This is a genomic window from Pseudoselenomonas ruminantium (assembly GCF_900142515.1).
Taxonomy (GTDB): Bacteria; Bacillota; Negativicutes; order Selenomonadales; family Selenomonadaceae; genus Selenomonas_A; species Selenomonas_A ruminantium_D.
Map to the genome: position 1 here is coordinate 77,234 of NZ_FRBC01000004.1, position 19,697 is coordinate 96,930.

A 19,697-nucleotide genomic window follows, 5' to 3' on the forward strand; every position below is an offset into this window, starting at 1 on the left:
AAAAAATTTTTTCATTAAAGAAACATTAAAAATAGGACTGCGAGGACAGTCCTAAAAAAAATCATAACTTGCTCAATATGAATTCTGCCTGTCCCTGCAGCTGATAGGTCCCTAGCCCTGCGGGAACAAACGCCGTCGAACCTTTGGCCAGTGTCAGATCTTCTCCGCCGCCACTGAGTTTCAACGCGCCCTCCAGCACCGTCAGGCAGTGAAAGGAATCCGTACCGACATGCATGGCACTGTCGCCCTGCAGGGCACCATGATAAACCTTGAAATACTCACAATCAGCCAACAGTTTCACATCCATATGCGGGAAGATATCAATATCCATCAGCGTCCGAGACGTTTTAGGTGGCACTTCCAGACGGGTTACATCCAATGCCTTGTCAATATGCAGCTGCCGCGGTTTGCCATCTGCCCCAAGCCGGCCATAATCATAGACGCGATAAGTCAGGTTGGAACTCTGCTGCACTTCACAGATCAGAATACCAGCACCGATAGCATGCAAAGTACCGGATTCAATGAAGAATACATCACCCTTATGCACTGGCACTTTATTGCAGACTTCCAGCAAGGTGCTATCCTCGATACGCCGCTGGAACTCGTCCTTACTGATTTCCTCTTTGAATCCATAAATGAGGCTGGCACCGGGTTCAGCATCCACGACATACCACATCTCCGTCTTGCCTTGCTCGCCTTCTACACGCCAAGCGTATTCATTGTCAGGATGTACCTGCACAGACAAGTCCTTCTTCGCATCAATCAGCTTGATCAACAATGGGAAATAATCGAGATCCGCTGCCTTCGTCCCCAGCATTTCCTTGCCAGCCCCTGCCAACAAAGAAGCCAGCGTCTTCCCCTTGTTCTCGCCACTGTCTACGATGCTAAGACCATCTTCATGACAGGAAAGCTCCCAGCTCTCCGCCACCTTGTCCAAATCCGATTCCTTGCCATATTCATCCCGCAGACGATTGCCGCCCCAGAGATAATCCTTCAACGGTGCCTTCAATAACATTGGCTTCAACATGATTATCACTCCATTACTCACTTTGTCTTAAAAAATTATAACGCAACCAGCAAAATTTTGCCAACAAAAATTGACCGGTCAGCTTGACCGGTCAATCGTCAAATATCAAGTTTCCTTAGACCAGACCATGTGCCAGCATGACATTGGCCACCTTGACGAAGGCGGTGATATTGGCACCGGCTACGAGGTCATCGGGATCGGCATATTTTTCGGCATTGGCCTTGGCATTCTTGTAGATGTTGGCCATGATGTCCTGCAGTTTGCCGTCCACTTCTTCAAACGTCCACTGCAGACGCTCGGAGTTCTGGGCCATTTCCAGAGCAGAAACAGACACGCCGCCGGCATTGGCTGCCTTGCCCGGGGCAAAGAGCACCTTGTTCTGCTGGAAATAAGCGATAGCATCGAGCGTGGAAGGCATATTGGCACCTTCGCCCACAGCTATTACGCCGTTAGCCACGAGAGCCTTGGCGCTTTCGAGGTCAATCTCGCCCTGGGTTGCACAGGGCAGAGCCACATCGCATTTGACCGTCCAGACACCCTTGCAGCCTTCATGATATTCAGCCTGCGGATGCGTTTCCACATATTCCTTGATGCGACCGCGGCGCACCTGCTTGATTTCCTTGACAGCATCCAGGTCGATGCCATTCGGATCATAGACATAGCCATTGGAGTCGGAGCAGGTCACGACTTTCGCGCCGAAGGCCTGTGCCTTTTCGATGGCATAGGTGGCCACGTTGCCGGAGCCGGAAACGACCACGGTCTTGTCCTTGAGGCTGATATCCTTGGCATCCAGCATATTCTTGACGAAGTACAGGAGGCCATAGCCCGTAGCCTCGGTGCGGGCAAGACTGCCCCAATAGTCTACACGCTTGCCCGTCAGGACACCAGCATCATAGCTGTCACGGATGCGCTTATACTGGCCGTATAGATAACCAACTTCCCGGCCACCTACACCGATATCACCGGCCGGGACGTCCACATCCGGGCCGATATGGCGATAGAGCTCGGTCATGAAACTCTGGCAGAAATGCATGACCTCATTGTCGGATTTCCCATGCGGATCAAAGTCGGAACCGCCCTTGGCACCGCCGATAGGCAGGCCGGACAGGGCATTCTTGAACACCTGCTCAAAGGCCAGGAACTTCAGGATGTCGAGGTTTACGCTGGGATGGAAGCGCAAGCCGCCTTTGTAGGGGCCAATGGCACTGCTCATCTGAACGCGGAAACCGCGATTCACATGCACTTCACCTTTATCATCCTGCCAGGGAACACGGAAGGTAATCACGCGTTCCGGTTCGATGATGCGCTCCAGAATCTTCTGTTCCTTGAATTCAGGATGTGCTTCCAGCACGGGAATAACGCTCTCCAAGACCTTGGATACCGTATTCTTGAACTGCGGCTGGTCCGGATCGCGTTTTGCAATCAGGTCTAACGTATCTTGTACATACTGTTTCATGTCTGCCAAAGTAATCGCTCCTTTGTCTATAAAACTTATACAATTCTGTCTACCGTAAACCATTATACTACATTCTTGCCTGAATGTACATAATTTTATCATAAAAGAGAAAACGCCCATAAATCATAAAATATTTGTTAACTATGCATTCTGCACATACTTCCGTGGCAGAACCTGTAAGAATCTGCTGATATGCCGCCAGTGCCCGTAAAGTGACTGCGACCATGACAGGAACAACTGTTTCTTCGCCCGCGTCAGCCCCACATAGAAAAGCCGTGCTTCCTCCTCAAGCCGTTTGCTTTTCTCCGCCTGCATGCTTGGGAAAGTCCCCTCCTGCAAGCCTGCCAGGAACACATAGTCAAACTCTGAACCCTTGGCCTGATGGATGGTGATGATGGGAATCTGCGGCTTTTTCGTCAAGGTATCCAGCTCCGTATTGGACAGCGTCGTGTAACGCAGGAAGCGTTCGATGGCATCCAGCGGGCGGATGGCCTCATCATCGAGGTCGCGGGCCTGCCGGAACAAATCACGCAGATGCTCCACCCGTTGCGGTTCCTTATGGGCCTCGTAATAATCCTTCATGCCGAAATCCAGCACGATCTGCCCCAACAGCTGCCAGGGACGCAGGCGCTCAGCCTGACGACGGACTTCCGCCATCTTTTCCGCCCACTCGGTAAACAAATCCTGGTACTTTGCCATGATTTCCCGGCGTTCTGCCACATGCGGCTGCAAATCCCGCTCCACGGCATAAAGCAGGATTTCGGCTGTGGCCATGATATCATCAAAGGCATCATGAGACGAAGGATGACTGACCTGACAGTATTTCCCCAGGAATTCCAACCTGTGGTTGGGCAGGTTCGGATAGAAGCGCCGGAAGATATCAAGCGTGTCATAGAACTGCGGATAATCCAGCTGCGGCATATCGAGCCGCGATAGTTCACTGCCCAGGATCCGCAGGTCATAGGTGACATTATGCCCTACGAGCACCGCACCTTTGGCAAAGTCGCAGAAATCCTGCAGGACTTTCTGCGGCTCCTCCCCTTCTGACGCCAATTGGGCATCCGAAAAGCCATGCACCTGAAAGGAATCGCCCACTTTGGTCAACGGCTTCAGCAAGCGTACAAATTTTTCCTTTACGGAGCCATCCTTTGCCAGACGGATGCCTGCAATCTGCACGATTTCATCCCGTGTCGTATCCACGCCCGTGGACTCCACATCAAAGACAATCACATTCTCTGCCTCGATTGCCTGCAAAAGCCCCGCATAGGGATCGCCAGCCTGCCGCGCTTCAGTCTCCACAAAATCCGTCAGCCGGATACCCGCACTGCGGATTTCATCACTGGACAGTTTCTTGATGGTCGCCGGGCCAATCCCCTTGGCAAAACGGTTCAGCACCCGCACGAGGCTTGCTACATCATGCTTATTGACTGCCAGCTTCAAAACCGCCAGCGCATCCTTGACCTCCTGCCGCCGGAAAAACTTCTGCTCATCAATCAGCATAAAGGGCAGTCGTTCGTTATCGGGCAGGAACCGCCCCAACGCACGGAAATGCGCCGACAAATCCTTGTTATAACGGTTGCTGCGCGTCAGGATGCAGACCCGGGAATAATTCTCCACGGGCAATTGCTGGATGGTATAGTAAATCCACTGCGCTTCCTCGCTGAAATCGGCCGCGCCCTTGAGTACGATGGGCAATCCGTAATCGCTGCTCACCGCCTGCAAGCCGTCGGGATACAGGAGGTTCACCCGTTCCGGGAAATAATTCCGCAGCCAGTCAAAAGAGGCATTCAGCAACACCTGCGTAGCCCGGTAATTTTCGTGCAATACAATACGGCGGGGCTGATAGTCCTGCTGGAATTTGCGCAGCACAATTTCCGGATGGGAACCCCGCCACTCATAGATTGTCTGGAAATAATCCCCGCACAAAAGCAGATGGCTCGTGCCAAAAATCTGCGAGATAATCCGATACTCCAGCAGGCTCGTATCCTGCACCTCGTCGATATTGATATAGACAAAGCGCCGTGCCCACTTGGCCGCCACTTCATCCTGCCGGAAGAGTTCATCCACCTGCACCAAAAGATCCGTGAAGTCCAGCCCATGCAGCTCATGCAGCCGCTCATCATAAAGGGCGGTCTTCTCCGCCCCCCAAATCTGCCAGCCCTCATAAAGCCGCTGATGGAAGTGATACGAATCATCAATGGCTTGATTCTTTACACTTTGCTCATCCTCTTTGACCAGCTTTCTCAAGGTATCTTCATAATCCTGCTGCAGATTGCCGCTTGCAATGGCGTACTCTGCCTTTTTCTCCTTGAGCTGGTTCACCAGATTCTGCACCGCCCGCAATGGCCATTCTTCAGCTACGATTTCCTTGAGCAAGCCCTGACAGTCTGACTCGTCAAAGATGGTAAAATCCGTAAAGAGATCCGCATGCCGCTTGGCTTCGGCCTTGATGACCTCATAACAGAAGCCATGGAAGGTCTTGACCATCACACGCCGGCCATCCCCCCCGGCCCGGGACTCCACCCGCTCCCGCATTTCCCGGCAGGCCTTATTGGTGAAGGTCAGACAGAGGATTTCCTCGGGCAGGGCCCTGTTTGCTTCGATAATATGTGCAATACGGCAGGCCAGGGTATTGGTTTTCCCCGTGCCTGCCGGTGCCAACAGGAGAATGTTCTGTTCTAATTCCTCTACTGCTGCTCGTTGTTCTTTGTTCAATTCCTGCAAATCCATAATTCCTGTGTCACCTTAGTCCCGATAATAATGATTCAATGTGCAGCCAACGAAGCTTCAAACACTTCCACACAGGATTTCTTCTGCTTTGCCGCCAGTATCTCCTCATAGCTGGCCGGAGTCATGCCCATGCGCAGGAATTTCTCATGGAGCCCGATGGTCTGGTCGATTGCCGCCCGCGTAATGCCGATTGCTTCCGCCTGTGTTCTGAATTCTTCTGCTGTCATAATAAATCATCCCTTCCGCATATTTTTTACTAACTGTTTATAATATTTCCACCTTTTCCCCCAAAATCCTGCTAATCAACATATTTTTCTACACGCAGTCCTTCCCCATCCGTATAGAATACTACCGCCCCATCTTCATCCGTCCGATAGGTTTTAATCCCCTGCTGGGCAAACCGCCTGACCACCTCAGGCTTGGGATGGCCGAAGCTGTTATCCGCCCCCACGCAGAATACGCCATACGCTGGTTTTACCGCTTGCAAGAATTCCGGCGAACTTGAGGTATCACTGCCATGATGGCCGATTTTCAACACCGTGCTGGCAGGATCTATCCCTTCTGACAAAAGCTGCGCCTCCTTTTCTCTGGTCAGATCCCCCGTAAACAGGAAGCTGGCCTTGCCATAGGACACACGGTAGACATTGGAAGCTTCATTGCCGGTCTTATTATCCCCGTCTTGCAGTGGCGGAGCAAACAACACCTCAATCGTCACACCGTCCACCACCAAATGTTCTCCCTGTCGCCCCACATGGAATTTATGCAGCAATGGATCATTGTCTCCCAATTTCATGCTGCGGGCATATGCCGTCACACCTTCGTCCGCCGTTATCACTTGTGCCACCGGAATTTTTTTCAGGATGGAACCACAGCCTGCGGCATGATCTTCATGTGCATGGCTTAGGAATACGTCATCAAGCTTCAACACGCCATAATGCAGCAGATACGGCACATCTACCTTTGCTCCCAGGTCAAAAGCACCATCCCGCGTGCCGCCACAGTCGAACATAAAGGCATGCCCATGGGGCGTAATGATCAGCGCCGCATCCCCCTGCCCCACATCGATAAAGTGCACCTGCAATTCTCCGGGCTTTGCCAATCGCATGCTGACCAAAAAGACCAACAACACCAATACGCCAATCCCCAGCGGCTGCTTGCTTTGCTTTAACCAAACAGCAACACGCGCTCTTTGCTCTGCGTTCAACAAAAACAGCCCCAACAAGGCATAATACAAAGCGCTCCAGCCAAAATTCAAAGAGGGGATCCACACCTGACTGAAGGGCAAGGCGGCGATTTTGGCCGTCAGTTCGGTAACAATGCCCAAAAGCAGGCTGTCGCAGGCAAAAATCACGCCGCCCACGAAGGGCAGGATAAAAGCAATCACGCCAGCAAACAATCCTATCACAATCATCAATTCAACCAAGGGCACCACAACCAGATTGGCCAGCAGGGAAGATATGGACAGCTGATTGAAATACCAGGCCAATATGGGAAGCGTTGCCAGCTGTGCCGCCAACGTAATGGCTAAGCCCGCCGCCATATATTGATTGCATCCGTGTTCCCGCATATACTTTTGCCAGACCGGCGCCAGATATAAAAGCCCAGCCGTAGCCAAAAAAGATAACTGAAAGCTGATATGGAAGAGCAATAACGGCGAGATCATCAGCATCACCAAACCGGTCAGCAACAATATCCGCCGGGCATCCCGTTCCCTGTCCAAAGCCAACGCCACAAAGGCCAGTGCCCCCATGATTGCGGAACGGATTACCGGCGGCACCGCTCCGGCCAACAGGCTGTAGACAACAATAATCGACACCACCAATACCGCCGTAACGCCCTTGGGCAGGCGCAGCAAAGTCCCAAGCGCCGCCATCACCGCCGCCAACAAGCTGATATGGGAACCTGACACCGATAGGATATGGACGATCCCCACGGCTGTAAAAGCCTCGACCAACTCACTTTTGATGCCATCATAACCGCCAAACAACATCGCAAAGATTGCCGCGGCATCAGCTTTGGGCATGACCCGTTCCATGCGCTCCCGATAATGACGACGAATCTCCACCAGTTGGCGCCGGAAACTTGCCGTATCCATGCCGGTAACCTTTATCCCCTGTTTCCCTGCCGATAACGAGGCAGTGATTCCCTGACTTTTCAGCAACAGTTTGGTATCAATCTGGCCGGGATTCTGATAGCCATAAGGGGAACGCACCTTCCCTGTTGCGCAGATCTTATCACCAATCTGCACGGCCGGAGCTTCTTGGCTATGCGCATAGATATACAGGCCGCCACTGCCCTTTTGCCAGTCACATCCCTGCTTTTTGATTCGCGTCACATCAATAAGATAGCGCTGTTTCTGCCCACCCTGACCATCTTCGCCCAACCGTGGTTCTTCCCTCAGTATCCCCTCCACCCTGACCGTTTCCCGGGCAAAATGGGAAATATCGTTCTCCGGCAGGGAATCCACGGCGATAAAACGCAACATTCCCAAAAGAAAGAACACCATTGCCACGGTTACACCTGTCCATCTATATGCACGATAACAGCCATAGGCCGATAATATCCCGAACACGATGACAGATGCCAATAGGATGCCCCACGACATGGAAAACATACTTGCTGTGCCAATCCCCGCACAAAGTACACACAGCAGGATTCCCCAAAAAACGTCCTGCCCCTGGCCAATCTGCATAACTTTCACACTTTCTCAAATACAGATCTTATCCTTCAGCTTGGCAAACTTTGCCTCCCCGATGCCCCGAATCTTCTTGATATCCTCAATGGACTGGAAAGCTCCTTCTGTTTCCCGGTATTCGATAATCCGCTTGGCCATGGCCGGCCCCACTCCCGGCAAGGTGTCCAGTGCCTTTTCATCTGCCGTGTTGATATTTATAAGGTCCCCGCTGCCACCTGCTTTTGACTTGTCCACATTTGACCGGTCAGATTTTGACACATCATTTTTATTGGCCATAACGCTTTTCTCCGGTACTTTGAGCTGCTGGCCATCCTTCAAGGCCTGCGCCATATTGACTTTTTCACTGTCCGCCGTGGGCAGCAGTCCCCCGCAGGCATTGACCGCATCAGCCGCCCGCGCCCCCTCCGGCACCTTCACGAGTCCCGGCTTGTTGACCGCCCCCGTCACATAAACGGTAATCTCCCTGGCAGGAAGATTGCCCTCATTCGTACCCGCGGATTCCAAAACAGCAGACTTCTCCTCATCATGCAGCCCATAATAAGTGCCGCCCACCGCCGCAGCCACGATAATCAGCAAGATAAACATCGCTTTCTTGTACATCGGCATTGTACATTCACCATCCTTATCCATCATGATTACACATTGCTACTTCGCGGGCAAGAAAAAAACTCCTGCCGAAACAGGAGTTTTTCTATATTTTATCTACATCAGACTGCGTAGAAATTAACCAGCTTGGCATCGAGAATGCCATCAATGCCCTTGACATCCTTGAGCACCGTTGCGGGAATATCATGGTCGATGGTCAGTACCATCAGGCTCTTGCCTTCCACTTCCGTCTTGCCCACCTGCATGCCGGAAATATTGATGCCATGGACGCCCAGGAAGGTACCAATCGTACCGATAACGCCTGGTTTGTTCATATGCGGGCAAACGAGGATGCGGGCCTGCGGGTCAACGTCCACACGGAACTTGTTGATGCGCACGATGCGGGCTTCACTGCCGAAGAGCGTGCCCTGTACCGTCAGCGTCTTGCCGCCGCCAATATCAGCCTTGACCGTAATCAGGTTAGCGAAGTCTTCTGCTTCCTTCTTCTTGACTTCCGTAACCTTGATGCCGCGCTCTTTCGCCAATCCAGGAGCGTTGACGTAGTTGACATCATTTTCCATCACCGGATTCAGAAGGCCTTTGATTACCGCCGTAGTCAGCATGCCGGTGTTGACCTCCGTGATCTCGCCATTATAGATGACTTCCACCTTCTTGACCGGAGCCTCAGCCAAAGATGCCACCGTGCCGCCCAGACGCTCAGCCAGCGTGAGGTAAGGTGCGATGACCTTCATGACCTGCGGAGAAACCGGCGCCATGTTGACGGCCGTAGCCACTGGTTCACCCTTGAGGGCAGCCAGGATGCCTTCGGATACATCGAGGGATACACCGACCTGTGCTTCCACCGTGGAAGCGCCCAGATGCGGCGTCAGCACGATACCCGGCACGCCCACCAGCGGATGGTCAGCGCCCACCGGTTCACTCGTGAATACGTCGATAGCAGCACCGGCCACGATACCCTGCTTGACTGCTTCGGCCAAATCCTCTTCGACGATGATGCCGCCACGGGCGCAGTTCACGAGACGCACGCCCTTTTTCATCTTCTTCATCTGTTCCATGCCAATCATGCCCTTGGTGTCAGGAGTCAGCGGCATATGCACCGTGATGAAGTCCGACTGGGTGATGACATCTTCCAGCGTGCCAACGGTCACGCCCAGATCCTTGGCGCGGTCTTCGTTGATATAGGGATCATAGGCGATGACATTCATATCGAAGGCCATGGCACGCTTTGCCACACCAGAACCGATACGGCCCATGCCGATAACGCCCAGCGTCTTGTTCCGCAGTTCCACGCCCACATACTTCTTGCGATTCCACTCGCCTTTCTGCATGGTTTCATTGGCAACAGGAATATTGCGGGACATAGCCAGCATCATGGCCATGGTGTGCTCCGTGGCAGCGATGGTGTTGCCGCCCGGGGAGTTGATGACGATAATACCTTTAGCCGTGGCAGCCGGGATATCAATATTATCCACGCCTACGCCAGCACGGCCGATAATCTTCAGATTCTCTGCCCGATTGATGACCTCAGCGGTCACCTTGGAAGCTGAACGCACCATCAAAGCATCATACTGGGGAATAATCTCCAGAAGCTCTTCGGCGGAAATCTTGTCCCGCACATCAACTTCAAATTCCTTCTGTAAGAGCTCAATGCCCTTAGGCGAAATACCATCAGCAGCCAAAACCTTCATATCAATCGCTCCTTAAAATCAAAATTACCACTTTTCCATTATAATGTATCCACTTTATAGTATCAAGTGTATTTTACAGAAAAACACAATTTATTTTTTTTAGCATCTTTTGTAAATTTTTCACGTAAAATATAAACAGTAAAACAACAACTTATAACTCATCATACCTATTTTTAGCCATTTATCACTAAATTGTCCATATTTTACGATAATCTACATATATTATTCCAATTAGTTATAGTATGGGAAAAAAATCACGTTATTCATTGACAAAGCCATAATTAGCACCTATACTATGCTTGTGATGTTAAATTTTGTGATGCTTTAAAAACATAGTATCCACGCAGATTCTTAACGATTTCATACTACGTTTTTTCAGCTCGTCACGGATAAAGACGCATAACTAATATTTATGCGTAAATAACTCAGAGGAGAGTGTTAGTTATGGCAAAGAAACCCGTAAAAATCATGGAGACTGTCCTGCGTGATGGTCACCAATCCCTGTGTGCGACTCGCATGCGCATCGAGGATATGCTTCCGCAGCTGAAAGCCCTCGATGCAGTGGGTTACAAAGCCTTGGAAGCTTGGGGCGGCGCTACTTTTGATACCTGCCTGCGTTTCCTGGGTGAAGATCCTTGGGAACGTCTGGACACACTGAAGGCTAATCTCAAGACACCAATCCAGATGCTCCTGCGTGGTCAGAATCTTCTTGGCTATAACCACTACTCCAACGACGTTGTGGAAAAATTCGTACAGCACGCTTCCGCTCACGGCATTGGCGTATTCCGTATCTTCGATGCCCTCAATGATGTCCGCAATCTGAAAGTTGCTATCGAAGCAGCACTTGCCTGCCCGGAAAAGCCGGAAGTACAGGGCTGCCTTGTCTACACCATCAGCCCGGTTCATACCAATGAAAAATTCGTGGAACTGGCAAAAGAATTGCAGGATATGGGCTGCCATTCCGTCTGCATCAAAGATATGTCCGGCCTCTTGAAACCATATGTTGCGGAAGACCTGGTCAAGAAGCTCAAAGCTGCTCTGGACATTCCTGTTGAACTGCACACGCACTGCACCTCCGGTTTTGGCCATGCCACTTACCTCAAGGCCATCGAAGCTGGCGTAGATATCATTGATACAGCTCTGGCTCCATTCTCCTCTGACACTTCCCAGCCCTGCACCGAGACCATGGTCCGCGCTTTGGAAGGCACGGAATATGATACGGGTATCGATGTGCAGAAGCTCACGCCGATTTCCAAACACTTCCTCGAAGTCAAGAAACGTGTCATCAACGAATTCAACCTCAAAGGTTATTTCGATATCAATCCGAACGTATTGGACTTCCAGATTCCGGGCGGCATGCTCTCCAATCTGGCCAACCAGCTCAAGGAAGCTGGCATGGAAGACAAATATCAGGATCTGCTGGATGAAATGCCGCGGGTTCGTAAAGACCTCGGCTATCCGCCACTTGTTACCCCGTCTTCCCAGATTGTGGGCACCATGGCTACCTTCAATGTCATGAGCGGCGAACGCTACAAGATGGTACCGACGGAATTCAAAGACCTGGCCCGCGGCAAATTCGGCCGTACGCCTGTACCTGTCGACAGAGACTTCCTCACCAAGACGCTGGGCATTGCTCCAGAAGACATCATCGAAGATTGCTCCGTGGAAGATGCTAAGGCTACGACCTTTGCTGAATTCGAAGCAGAACTCAAGGAAAAAGGTTTCCTGAATCCGTCTGAAGAAGATGTCCTCTCCTACGCTCTGTTCCCACAGGTTGCTGAGGAATTCTTCCAGAAGCATTATCAGAAAGTAACGGCTTACAAACGTTCCTAAAAAATAAGTTAAATACTGCCATGTCACAAAAAGAGGCTGACCAGAACACCGACTGGTCAGCCTCTTTATTTTTCTGACAGATTAAGGAAAAATCGTATCAACAAGAGGATTGATGACATAGGAATATGTCTCATGGAAGACGAATATTAATAGTAGCATATGGAACATAAGCAGGGTGAGATATTATGGATAGACTGGTTCAAAGCTTGTTGAAACGGCTCACTCCTCTTTGGGAGACCGTTTTCTTCTTCTACCAACGGTTTACGGATTACCACCGTATTGCCAGCTGGTTCGACATGGCTGCAGGGACGACCTATTATTTTCTCTTGGGCTTTTTGCCTTTTCTGGTGTTTACGGTCAATCTGATGCTCTTTGTCATGGCAGCCCAGGTGGATGCCATTTATGGCATGGCCTCTCATTACCTGCCCGAGCGCATGGCAGGGCCACTGATGAGTGATATTACCCGCATTATGGCCAGCCGCAGTTCTCTGTGGATGTGGGTGACAGGGCTTTTTTCCTTATACAGCTTTGTTCAGGGACTGGTAATCCTGACCCGTGCTACAGATAGTCTGGATTATGCCCAGACCGAAGCCATGACCCTGGACAATCATCACAGCATCTTGGTATACACCAAGGGAATCCTCTTTACCTTCGGCCTCATGGTAGTGATTTTTCTTTCTCTGGGGTTACCAGTCTTTGGCAATTCCCTGGTCTATTATTTAGATGAACGCAGCCACTTCCCCGCCTTTTTCCTCTGGCTATGGAATTTCCTGCGAGTTTTTCTGCCATTTGTGGTTCTGGTGGTTTGGCTTACCTGCTTCTATATCTTTGCTCCTCATTCCTATACCCCGCCCTTCCGGCAAGCCTTTATCACATCTCTTTTGGTTACTTGTCTATGGCTGGCTGCCACCGGCATTTACAGTTGGTGCATGACGCTCATTCCCAGCATGGGCATTGCCTATGGTTCCCTTTTTGGACTCTTTGCCCTGTTTGTGTGGTTTAAATTCATTGCCAGCTTCATCATATATGGCATTGAGTTCCTGATGGCCTTGAATGAAATCGAACTGCGGCATAAGGTAGCAGACATACAAGCAAAAAAATGACATCTGACCAGTCAATGAGTTTTGACGTATCAGATGTCATTTTTTATTTCAAACGCCCGACATACCAGGGCATTTTCCGTTCATGCTCCACAGTTGTTTCTTCTGAATGTGCGCTCAACAGGACCGTTTCCTGAGGCAAGGTCAGCAGGCGATCGACGATATGGCTCAACAAGGTTTCCTCATCTCCACCAGGCAAATCGGTGCGACCGTAGCTTTCCCGAAAAACGCAATCTCCTACAAAAGCAATCCCATCTTTCTCACTGTAGAAAGCACATCCATCGGATGTATGCCCCGGGCAATGAATGAGCCGCAGCTTATGGTCAGGATTATCTTTCAAGGTGATGACAGCATTATGCGGCAGATAAGTCACATCATGCAAAACAATATCCTTGCCCAACTGATTGGACAGATTCCAGGCAGGATTGGTTGCATAGATCCTGCCCTCCTCCTGCATGCAGACCTCGGCGCCCCAGGCTTCCTGGAGCTCATTGACCGCGGCGATATGATCGAAATGGCCGTGAGTCAGCAGGATCTTTTCAATGACAAAACCTCGTTCTGCGGCAACTTTTTTCAGCTTATCAGCCTCAGCGCCCGGATCGATAATAAATCCATGCTTGCTTTCCTCATCAATGTAGAAGTAAACATTGGTGGGAAGATATTCTGTGACCGTAACCTGCAAAATCATGTCTCTCACCTCATATTCGTTAATCCTGATATTCAGATTTCATAGCGGCAATCTTATCCATGATGCTCTGAGAAAAGGCTGCCAGTGCCTCTTTATCCTTATGGTCTCCCTCGAATCTCATCGGCTCACCATAGATGACCTTCAGCTTGGGAAAGTGTCCCCCATTGGCAAAGATCTTGTCAGTGCCGATAATAGCGGCCGGCACGATAGGAGCTTTGCTCATGGCGGCAATCAGTCCCACGCCAGCTTCAGCCTTGCCCATCCTGCCGGTGCGGCTACGGGTACCTTCCGGGAACAGACCCAAGCATCTGCCCTCTTTGAGGACCTGCATGGCAGCCTTGATAGCGCCCCTATCCGCAGCGCCGCGCTTTACGGGGAAAGCATGGCAGGCAGTGATGGCCCGGCCGAAGATGGGGTTCTTGAAGAGCTCGATCTTGGCCATGTAGCTGACGGGACGGTGCAGGAAGGTGGCCACAAAGGGCGGGTCCCAGTTGCTCATATGGTTGGCAGCCAGAATCACGGCGCCATCCTTGGGCATGTTCTCCCGACCGTAGATTTCGGCCCGGAAAAACAGTTTGAAGAAAATGCTGAAAATCAACTGTAACAGACTATATAACATAACGCACCTCTTATTTGCACATGGCGAGAATGCGCTCTACTACCTCGTCAATGGAAAGCCCTGTGGTGTCCAGCAGGGTGGCGTCTTCGGCCTGCACCAGCGGGCTGATTTCCCGTTCGCTGTCGGCCTTGTCCCGAGCGGCGATATCGGCCTTCATCTTTTCCATGTCGATTTCATAGCCTTTTTCCGTCAGCTCCTTGTGGCGGCGGCGGGCACGTTCTTCAATGGAAGCAGTCAGGAAAATCTTCACATCAGCGTTGGGCAGGACGTTAGTGGCAATATCGCGGCCATCCATGAGCACGCTGCCACGCTCGCCCATCTTGCGCTGGAGGTCTACCATCTTTTCCCGGACAGGGCCAAGAGCGGCCACCTGAGAAACGATGGCGCTGACTTCCGGGGTACGGATTTGCCCGGTCACATCGGTACCATCCACCGTCACCGTGGTCTTGCCGTCCTGGTACTGGAGGTTCACGTCGATATCCTTGACCACTGCGAGAATCAGTTCATCGGTGACTTTCTTGCCCTGCTGGAGGGTTTTCCAGGCCACAGCGCGGTACATGGCACCGGTGTCGATATAGGTATAGCCCAGCTTCTTGGCGGCCAGCTGTGCCACCGTGCTCTTGCCTGCTCCAGCAGGGCCGTCGATTGCTACTACTAAGTTCTTCATTTTCTGATTTCCTCCAAGGTTTGATAAAATTCGGGATAAGAGATATTCACGCACTCAGGGTTTTCAATGGCCACGCCTTCGCCCACTGCTCCCAGGATGGCCAGAGACATGGCAATGCGGTGGTCGTCATAGGAAAAGGCCGTGGCATGCTGGATGTCCGCACCGCCGTGGATAACAAGACCATCTTCCCGTTCTTCCACAGCGCCAGGAGCCAGCTTGTTGAATTCTTTGGCAATGGCCATGATGCGGTCGGTCTCCTTCACGCGCAGTTCCCCGGCGCCCGTGATAACGGTATCGCCCTTGGCACAGAGCGCGGCCACAGCGATAACAGGGATTTCATCAATCAACCGCGGCATGATTTCCGCGCCGAAGGTCGTGCCCTGCAGTTCGCTGTATTCCACCAGCAAATCCGCTGCGGCTTCCCCGCCGCTGACGCGTTCGTTTTGCAGGGTAATCTTCGCCCCCATATCCTTGAGCACATCAAGGATGCCCGTGCGAGTGGGATTGATGCCCACATTCTTCAAGAGCAGCTTGCTGCCGGGCACGATGCTGCCAGCCACCAGCCAGTAAGCGGCAGAGCTGATATCGCCGGGCACTTCGATTTCTGCCGGTGCCGTGAATTTTTCCACAGGCTGGATGGTTACGGCGGTGCCTTCCCGCTTGAGCTGCACGCCAAAAGCGGAAAGCATCTGCTCCGTATGGTCGCGGGAAACAAAGGGTTCATTGACGGTAGTCTCCCCTTCCGCAAACATGCCGGCCAGCAGAATAGCGGATTTTACCTGTGCACTGGCCACAGGGCTGTCATAGTGCATGCCATGAAGTTGTTCTTTCGCAGGTACTACGGTGATAGGCAGTTTGGCATTGTTTTCCCGGCCATAAATCTGCGCACCCATCTTAGACAAGGGCTTGATTACCCGGCCCATGGGGCGCTTGTGCAGGGAGGCATCCCCAGTGAAGGTGCTCAGGAATGGCTGGGCGGCCAATATCCCCATCAAGAGGCGCAGGGTGGTGCCGGAGTTGCCCGCATCCAGAATGGTTGCCGGTTCCTTGAGGCCATGCAGGCCGTTACCCGTGACAATCAGCTCCGTATCGCTGATGAATTCAACTTTTGCGCCCAGCGCTTCCATGCAGGCTGCCGTGGACATGCAGTCCTGAGCATGCAGGAAGTTCTTAATGCGCACCGGCGTATCTCCCAGCGCAGAGAACATCACACTGCGGTGGGAAATTGACTTGTCACCGGGTATTACGATTTCGCCTTGCAGGCCCTGACGGGCTTTTTCAATCTGGATTTTTTCCATTCTGCCAACCCCTTTGTTTATAGGTATATATGATTAATCGTTCCACACACTCCAGTTGCCTGCGGCGGCGCCCATCGAGAACGCTGCCTGCAGATTATAGCCACCGGTATAAGCATCCACATCCACTACTTCCCCGGCAAAATACAAGCCCTTGATCAGCTTTGACTCCATGGTCTTAGGATTGATTTCCTTGACGGAAATCCCCCCGGCTGTCACAATGGCTTCGGCTATCGGTCTTGCTTTCGTTATCGTCAATGGCAAATGCTGCAGCGTCTGCCCTAAGCGATGGCGCTCTTCCACCGTGATCTGATGGACGGGCTTATCCATCTCCAGAAAGGCCGCATCCAACACCGGCTCAATGAGCTTATGGGGCAACAGATCCACCATAGCATTGCCCAGCTGCTTGCGCTGATACTTGGCAAAATCCCGCTGTAGACGGGCATCCAGCACATCTTCCGCCAAAGCTGGCTTCAGGTTCAGCTCCAATTCCACAAAGGCATCATTCGCCAAGGCCTCAGTGGCGGCCCGGCTCAAGGACAGGATAATGGGGCCTGTAACGCCGAAATGCGTGAACATCATCTCCCCGAACATATCCGTCTTTTTCTCACCATCCACCAATAGCGTTGCTTTGACATTGCGCAAGGAAAGCCCCTGCACGGATTTTACCCAGTCCTCCTCCGTTTCCAACGGCACCAACGACGGGCGGATATCCACCAAAGTATGTCCCAGTTTCTGAGCCATCTTATAGCCATCCCCCGTGGAGCCGGTGCCGGGATAGGAAGCCCCGCCGGTACAAAGGATCACGGCATCAGCCTTGACGCTGGCACCGCTGGCGAGCTTGACTGCCTTCACTTCCCCGTCTTGCGCAAGGATTTCACTGACAGGGCTATCGGTTTCGATTTTGACCCCCAGTTTGTGCAGTTTATGCACCATAGCATCCACCACATCCTGCGCCTTATCGCTGACCGGGAACACCCGCTGGCCCCGTTCCACCTTGGTAGGCACACCGGCAGACTCGAAGAAGTAGATGACATCCTCATTGTCATAAGCCCGCATGGAGCTGTTGAGAAACTTGCCATTGCCGTGGATATTCTTGATGATTTCCGGCACCGTGGCAGCGTTGGTGATATTGCAGCGTCCCTTGCCCGTAATCAGCATCTTCTTGCCGGGACGCTTCATCTTTTCCAATATGGTAACATCGGCCCCGTTCTCCGCCGCCTTGATAGCTGCCATCATGCCTGCGGGCCCGGCACCGATTACAATGATCTTTTTCATGATTGTCCTATTCCTGCTATACGATAGAGTTCTGCTACCTCGGCCTCTGTCAACGGCCGATAATGGCCGCGCTTGACTCCCGCCAAATTCAGCTGGGCAAACCGAATGCGCTTCAGCGCCCGCACATCGCAGCCGATAGCCGCAAACATCCGGCGCACCTGCCGGTTGCGGCCTTCGTGGATAGTGATTTCCACCTTGGCTTCATCTTCAGCCGTATCCAGCAGTTTTACCACCGCCGGAGCCGTGAGGCCGTCTTCGAGCTTAATGCCCTGACGCAATTTATCCAAGGCTTTTTCCGTGGGAATGGGCGTTACTCTGGCGACATAGGTCTTGTTGACCTTATAGCGGGGATGCAGCAGCCCATTCATCAGATTGCCATCATTGGAAATCAGGAGTAACCCTTCGGTATTGTTGTCCAACCGCCCCAAGGGGTAAACCCGTTCTTTAACTTCGGGCAGCAAGTCCAACACCGTACGCCGCCCGCGCTCATCCTTGGCAGTGGACAGATAGCCTTTGGGCTTATTGAGCAGGAAATACACTTTTTCTTCTGCAATATCCAAAGGCCTGCCATCCACACAGATGCGCTGGCTGCTCTCGTATTTGCCGCCCAGTTCCGTAACAACCTGACCGTCAACAGTAACCCGGCCGGCTAGTATCAGCCCTTCTGCCGCCCGCCGGGAAGCAATGCCAGCCTGAGCAATGATTTTTTGCAAGCGTTCTGCCATCAGAACAGTCCTTTCCAGAAATCACGCAGCCAGTTCAGCACATTGTCCCAGAAGGAATAATATGCCACATCCTGCGCCGCCAGCAGATTGATGGCCCCCTGACGTTTGCCGTTATAGTAGCAGACCACCTTGCCCACTACATCCCCCTTCTTGATGGGGGCAACGACTTCCTCAGGAACTTCCAGCTTCTTCTCTACCTTGCCGGTCTCCCCGATCTTTTCCGCAGCGACCAGCGATTCATCGGCGATGAGTTCCACTTCATCCTGGCGGCCATCAGCTACCTTTACCTTGGTCACGACTTCACCCTTTTTCACCATCACCTTGGGATGGATATTCCGGAAACCATAGTCCAGCAGGGCAATGGAATCATTCCACATATAATAGCTGTCCAGCACCACGGCCACCAGCTGCATGCCATCGCGGCGGGCGGCAGATACCAGGCAGCGGCCAGCCGCTTCCGTATAGCCGGTCTTGACACCATTGGCGCCCCGATAGAGCCAGAGCATCTGATTCTCATTGCGCAGCTTTTTAGCCGGGTCCTTCACCCATTCATAGGTGGCCTCCTGCCTGCTGACAATCTCCTCAAAATGCGGGATGCTATAACCATAAGCAGCGATTTTCGCCAAATCAAAGGCCGTGGTGTAATGATTATCGTCCGGCAGGCCGTTGGGATTGACAAAATGCGTATTATAGGCACCAATCTCTGCAGCTTTCTCATTCATCATTTCCACAAAGGCGGGCACAGAACCAGCAATATGCTCGGCTACAGCTACGGTGGCATCATTGCCGGAGTGCATCATCATGCCCGCCAGGAGTTCGCTCAGAGGAATCTTGTCCCCTTGCACCAGCCAGAGGGTGGAACCTTCCACGCCTTCGGCATTCTTGCTGACGGTAACGATATCGTCCATCTTGCCACGTTCCAACGCCACAATCAGCGTCATCATCTTCGTGGTGCTGGCAGGGTAACGGCGGGCATCGATATCCCGCTCATAGAGTACCTGTCCCGTCACTGCATCCATCACAATGGCAGAACGCGCCGTCAGTTTCTGCAGGGGGTCAGCAGGACTTACCACCAGTCCCGGAATCTCCGGACGCTCCGGCTGCACATAGACCTTATCCTGAACTTCGGCAAAAGCCGGAGAAACCTGCGGCAAATTCATCAAAGAAAAACTGGCGGCTCCTACTAATAAAGCCGCCAGGCTCTTATAGGCGATTGCTCGTCTCAAAACATACACTCCATTTACTTACATAATAATGTTTTTATTTTATCACTGTTATCCCCTGTAGGGC

At 52.1% G+C, this 19,697-nt stretch carries 16 protein-coding genes; 2 read left to right on the forward strand and 14 right to left on the reverse strand.

Annotated elements, in window-relative coordinates:
* Window positions 1-61 precede the first annotated feature (61 nt).
* From BUB68_RS03180 to serA, 7 genes are all read right to left on the reverse strand, one after another.
* The gene (locus BUB68_RS03180) at window positions 62-1,027 is read right to left on the reverse strand and encodes a type I phosphomannose isomerase catalytic subunit (RefSeq protein ID WP_073088363.1); all 966 of its coding nucleotides are present in this window, start codon (window positions 1,025-1,027) and stop codon (window positions 62-64) included.
* 115 nt (window positions 1,028-1,142) lie between these two features.
* Window positions 1,143-2,492 (reverse strand): NADP-specific glutamate dehydrogenase, encoded by a 1,350-nt coding sequence (gene gdhA, locus BUB68_RS03185; RefSeq protein ID WP_026761184.1) that lies wholly within the window; start codon window positions 2,490-2,492, stop codon window positions 1,143-1,145.
* Window positions 2,493-2,624: 132 nt separating this feature from the next.
* A complete protein-coding gene (locus BUB68_RS03190) occupies window positions 2,625-5,213 on the reverse strand; it encodes a 3'-5' exonuclease (RefSeq protein ID WP_073088364.1) in 2,589 nt (862 codons plus the stop codon).
* Window positions 5,214-5,248: 35 nt separating this feature from the next.
* The gene (locus BUB68_RS03195; RefSeq protein ID WP_073088365.1) at window positions 5,249-5,440 is read right to left on the reverse strand and encodes a hypothetical protein; all 192 of its coding nucleotides are present in this window, start codon (window positions 5,438-5,440) and stop codon (window positions 5,249-5,251) included.
* 71 nt (window positions 5,441-5,511) lie between these two features.
* A complete protein-coding gene (locus BUB68_RS03200) occupies window positions 5,512-7,905 on the reverse strand; it encodes a DNA internalization-related competence protein ComEC/Rec2 (protein ID WP_073088366.1) in 2,394 nt (797 codons plus the stop codon).
* A 15-nt stretch (window positions 7,906-7,920) separates the two neighbouring features.
* On the reverse strand, window positions 7,921-8,514 hold the full coding sequence (locus tag BUB68_RS03205; RefSeq protein WP_073088438.1) for a helix-hairpin-helix domain-containing protein: 594 nt from the start codon (window positions 8,512-8,514) through the stop codon (window positions 7,921-7,923).
* 101 nt (window positions 8,515-8,615) lie between these two features.
* Window positions 8,616-10,202, reverse strand: coding sequence for a phosphoglycerate dehydrogenase (serA, locus tag BUB68_RS03210; protein WP_073088367.1), 1,587 nt, complete (start codon window positions 10,200-10,202; stop codon window positions 8,616-8,618).
* 444 nt (window positions 10,203-10,646) lie between these two features.
* On the opposite strand from serA, the gene BUB68_RS03215 reads away from it, so the two are divergent.
* Together BUB68_RS03215 and BUB68_RS03220 are read left to right on the forward strand one after the other, a co-directional pair.
* Entirely contained in the window at window positions 10,647-12,035 is a 1,389-nt protein-coding gene (locus BUB68_RS03215) for a pyruvate carboxylase subunit B (RefSeq protein ID WP_073088368.1), read from the forward strand.
* A 185-nt stretch (window positions 12,036-12,220) separates the two neighbouring features.
* Window positions 12,221-13,138 (forward strand): YihY/virulence factor BrkB family protein, encoded by a 918-nt coding sequence (locus tag BUB68_RS03220; RefSeq protein ID WP_073088369.1) that lies wholly within the window; start codon window positions 12,221-12,223, stop codon window positions 13,136-13,138.
* 43 nt (window positions 13,139-13,181) lie between these two features.
* On the opposite strand, the gene BUB68_RS03225 is transcribed toward BUB68_RS03220, so the two are convergent.
* From BUB68_RS03225 to BUB68_RS03255, 7 genes are read right to left on the reverse strand one after another with little or no spacing between them, the layout of a single operon-like run.
* Window positions 13,182-13,823, reverse strand: coding sequence for an MBL fold metallo-hydrolase (locus BUB68_RS03225; protein ID WP_073088370.1), 642 nt, complete (start codon window positions 13,821-13,823; stop codon window positions 13,182-13,184).
* Window positions 13,824-13,842: 19 nt separating this feature from the next.
* Window positions 13,843-14,442, reverse strand: coding sequence for a lysophospholipid acyltransferase family protein (locus BUB68_RS03230; RefSeq protein WP_073088371.1), 600 nt, complete (start codon window positions 14,440-14,442; stop codon window positions 13,843-13,845).
* A gap of 10 nt (window positions 14,443-14,452) precedes the next feature.
* Entirely contained in the window at window positions 14,453-15,109 is a 657-nt protein-coding gene (gene cmk, locus BUB68_RS03235) for a (d)CMP kinase (RefSeq protein ID WP_073088372.1), read from the reverse strand.
* Complete coding sequence (gene aroA / locus BUB68_RS03240; protein WP_073088373.1) at window positions 15,106-16,407, reverse strand: 3-phosphoshikimate 1-carboxyvinyltransferase; 1,302 nt, start codon at window positions 16,405-16,407, stop codon at window positions 15,106-15,108. Before aroA ends, cmk begins: the two co-directional genes overlap by 4 nt.
* A 33-nt stretch (window positions 16,408-16,440) precedes the next feature.
* On the reverse strand, window positions 16,441-17,682 hold the full coding sequence (locus BUB68_RS03245; protein WP_073088374.1) for a BaiN/RdsA family NAD(P)/FAD-dependent oxidoreductase: 1,242 nt from the start codon (window positions 17,680-17,682) through the stop codon (window positions 16,441-16,443).
* Window positions 17,679-18,407, reverse strand: coding sequence for a pseudouridine synthase (locus BUB68_RS03250; protein ID WP_073088375.1), 729 nt, complete (start codon window positions 18,405-18,407; stop codon window positions 17,679-17,681). The genes BUB68_RS03245 and BUB68_RS03250 overlap by 4 nt, the downstream gene beginning before the upstream one ends.
* A complete protein-coding gene (locus BUB68_RS03255) occupies window positions 18,407-19,633 on the reverse strand; it encodes a D-alanyl-D-alanine carboxypeptidase family protein (protein ID WP_256625700.1) in 1,227 nt (408 codons plus the stop codon). The genes BUB68_RS03250 and BUB68_RS03255 overlap by 1 nt, the downstream gene beginning before the upstream one ends.
* Window positions 19,634-19,697 lie beyond the last annotated feature (64 nt).

Bases quoted from the DNA above. Each gene is read 5' to 3' on its own strand.
- BUB68_RS03245 (WP_073088374.1), bottom strand. From the start codon at position 17,682: ATGAAAAAGATCATTGTAATCGGTGCCGGGCCCGCAGGCATGATGGCA.
- serA (WP_073088367.1), bottom strand. From the start codon at position 10,202: ATGAAGGTTTTGGCTGCTGATGGTATTTCGCCTAAGGGCATTGAGCTC.
- BUB68_RS03190 (WP_073088364.1), bottom strand. From the start codon at position 5,213: ATGGATTTGCAGGAATTGAACAAAGAACAACGAGCAGCAGTAGAGGAA.
- BUB68_RS03195 (WP_073088365.1), bottom strand. From the start codon at position 5,440: ATGACAGCAGAAGAATTCAGAACACAGGCGGAAGCAATCGGCATTACG.
- cmk (WP_073088372.1), bottom strand. From the start codon at position 15,109: ATGAAGAACTTAGTAGTAGCAATCGACGGCCCTGCTGGAGCAGGCAAG.
- BUB68_RS03220 (WP_073088369.1), top strand. From the start codon at position 12,221: ATGGATAGACTGGTTCAAAGCTTGTTGAAACGGCTCACTCCTCTTTGG.
- BUB68_RS03250 (WP_073088375.1), bottom strand. From the start codon at position 18,407: ATGGCAGAACGCTTGCAAAAAATCATTGCTCAGGCTGGCATTGCTTCC.
- BUB68_RS03230 (WP_073088371.1), bottom strand. From the start codon at position 14,442: ATGTTATATAGTCTGTTACAGTTGATTTTCAGCATTTTCTTCAAACTG.
- aroA (WP_073088373.1), bottom strand. From the start codon at position 16,407: ATGGAAAAAATCCAGATTGAAAAAGCCCGTCAGGGCCTGCAAGGCGAA.
- BUB68_RS03180 (WP_073088363.1), bottom strand. From the start codon at position 1,027: ATGTTGAAGCCAATGTTATTGAAGGCACCGTTGAAGGATTATCTCTGG.
- BUB68_RS03215 (WP_073088368.1), top strand. From the start codon at position 10,647: ATGGCAAAGAAACCCGTAAAAATCATGGAGACTGTCCTGCGTGATGGT.
- BUB68_RS03225 (WP_073088370.1), bottom strand. From the start codon at position 13,823: ATGATTTTGCAGGTTACGGTCACAGAATATCTTCCCACCAATGTTTAC.
- BUB68_RS03200 (WP_073088366.1), bottom strand. From the start codon at position 7,905: ATGCAGATTGGCCAGGGGCAGGACGTTTTTTGGGGAATCCTGCTGTGT.
- BUB68_RS03205 (WP_073088438.1), bottom strand. From the start codon at position 8,514: ATGCCGATGTACAAGAAAGCGATGTTTATCTTGCTGATTATCGTGGCT.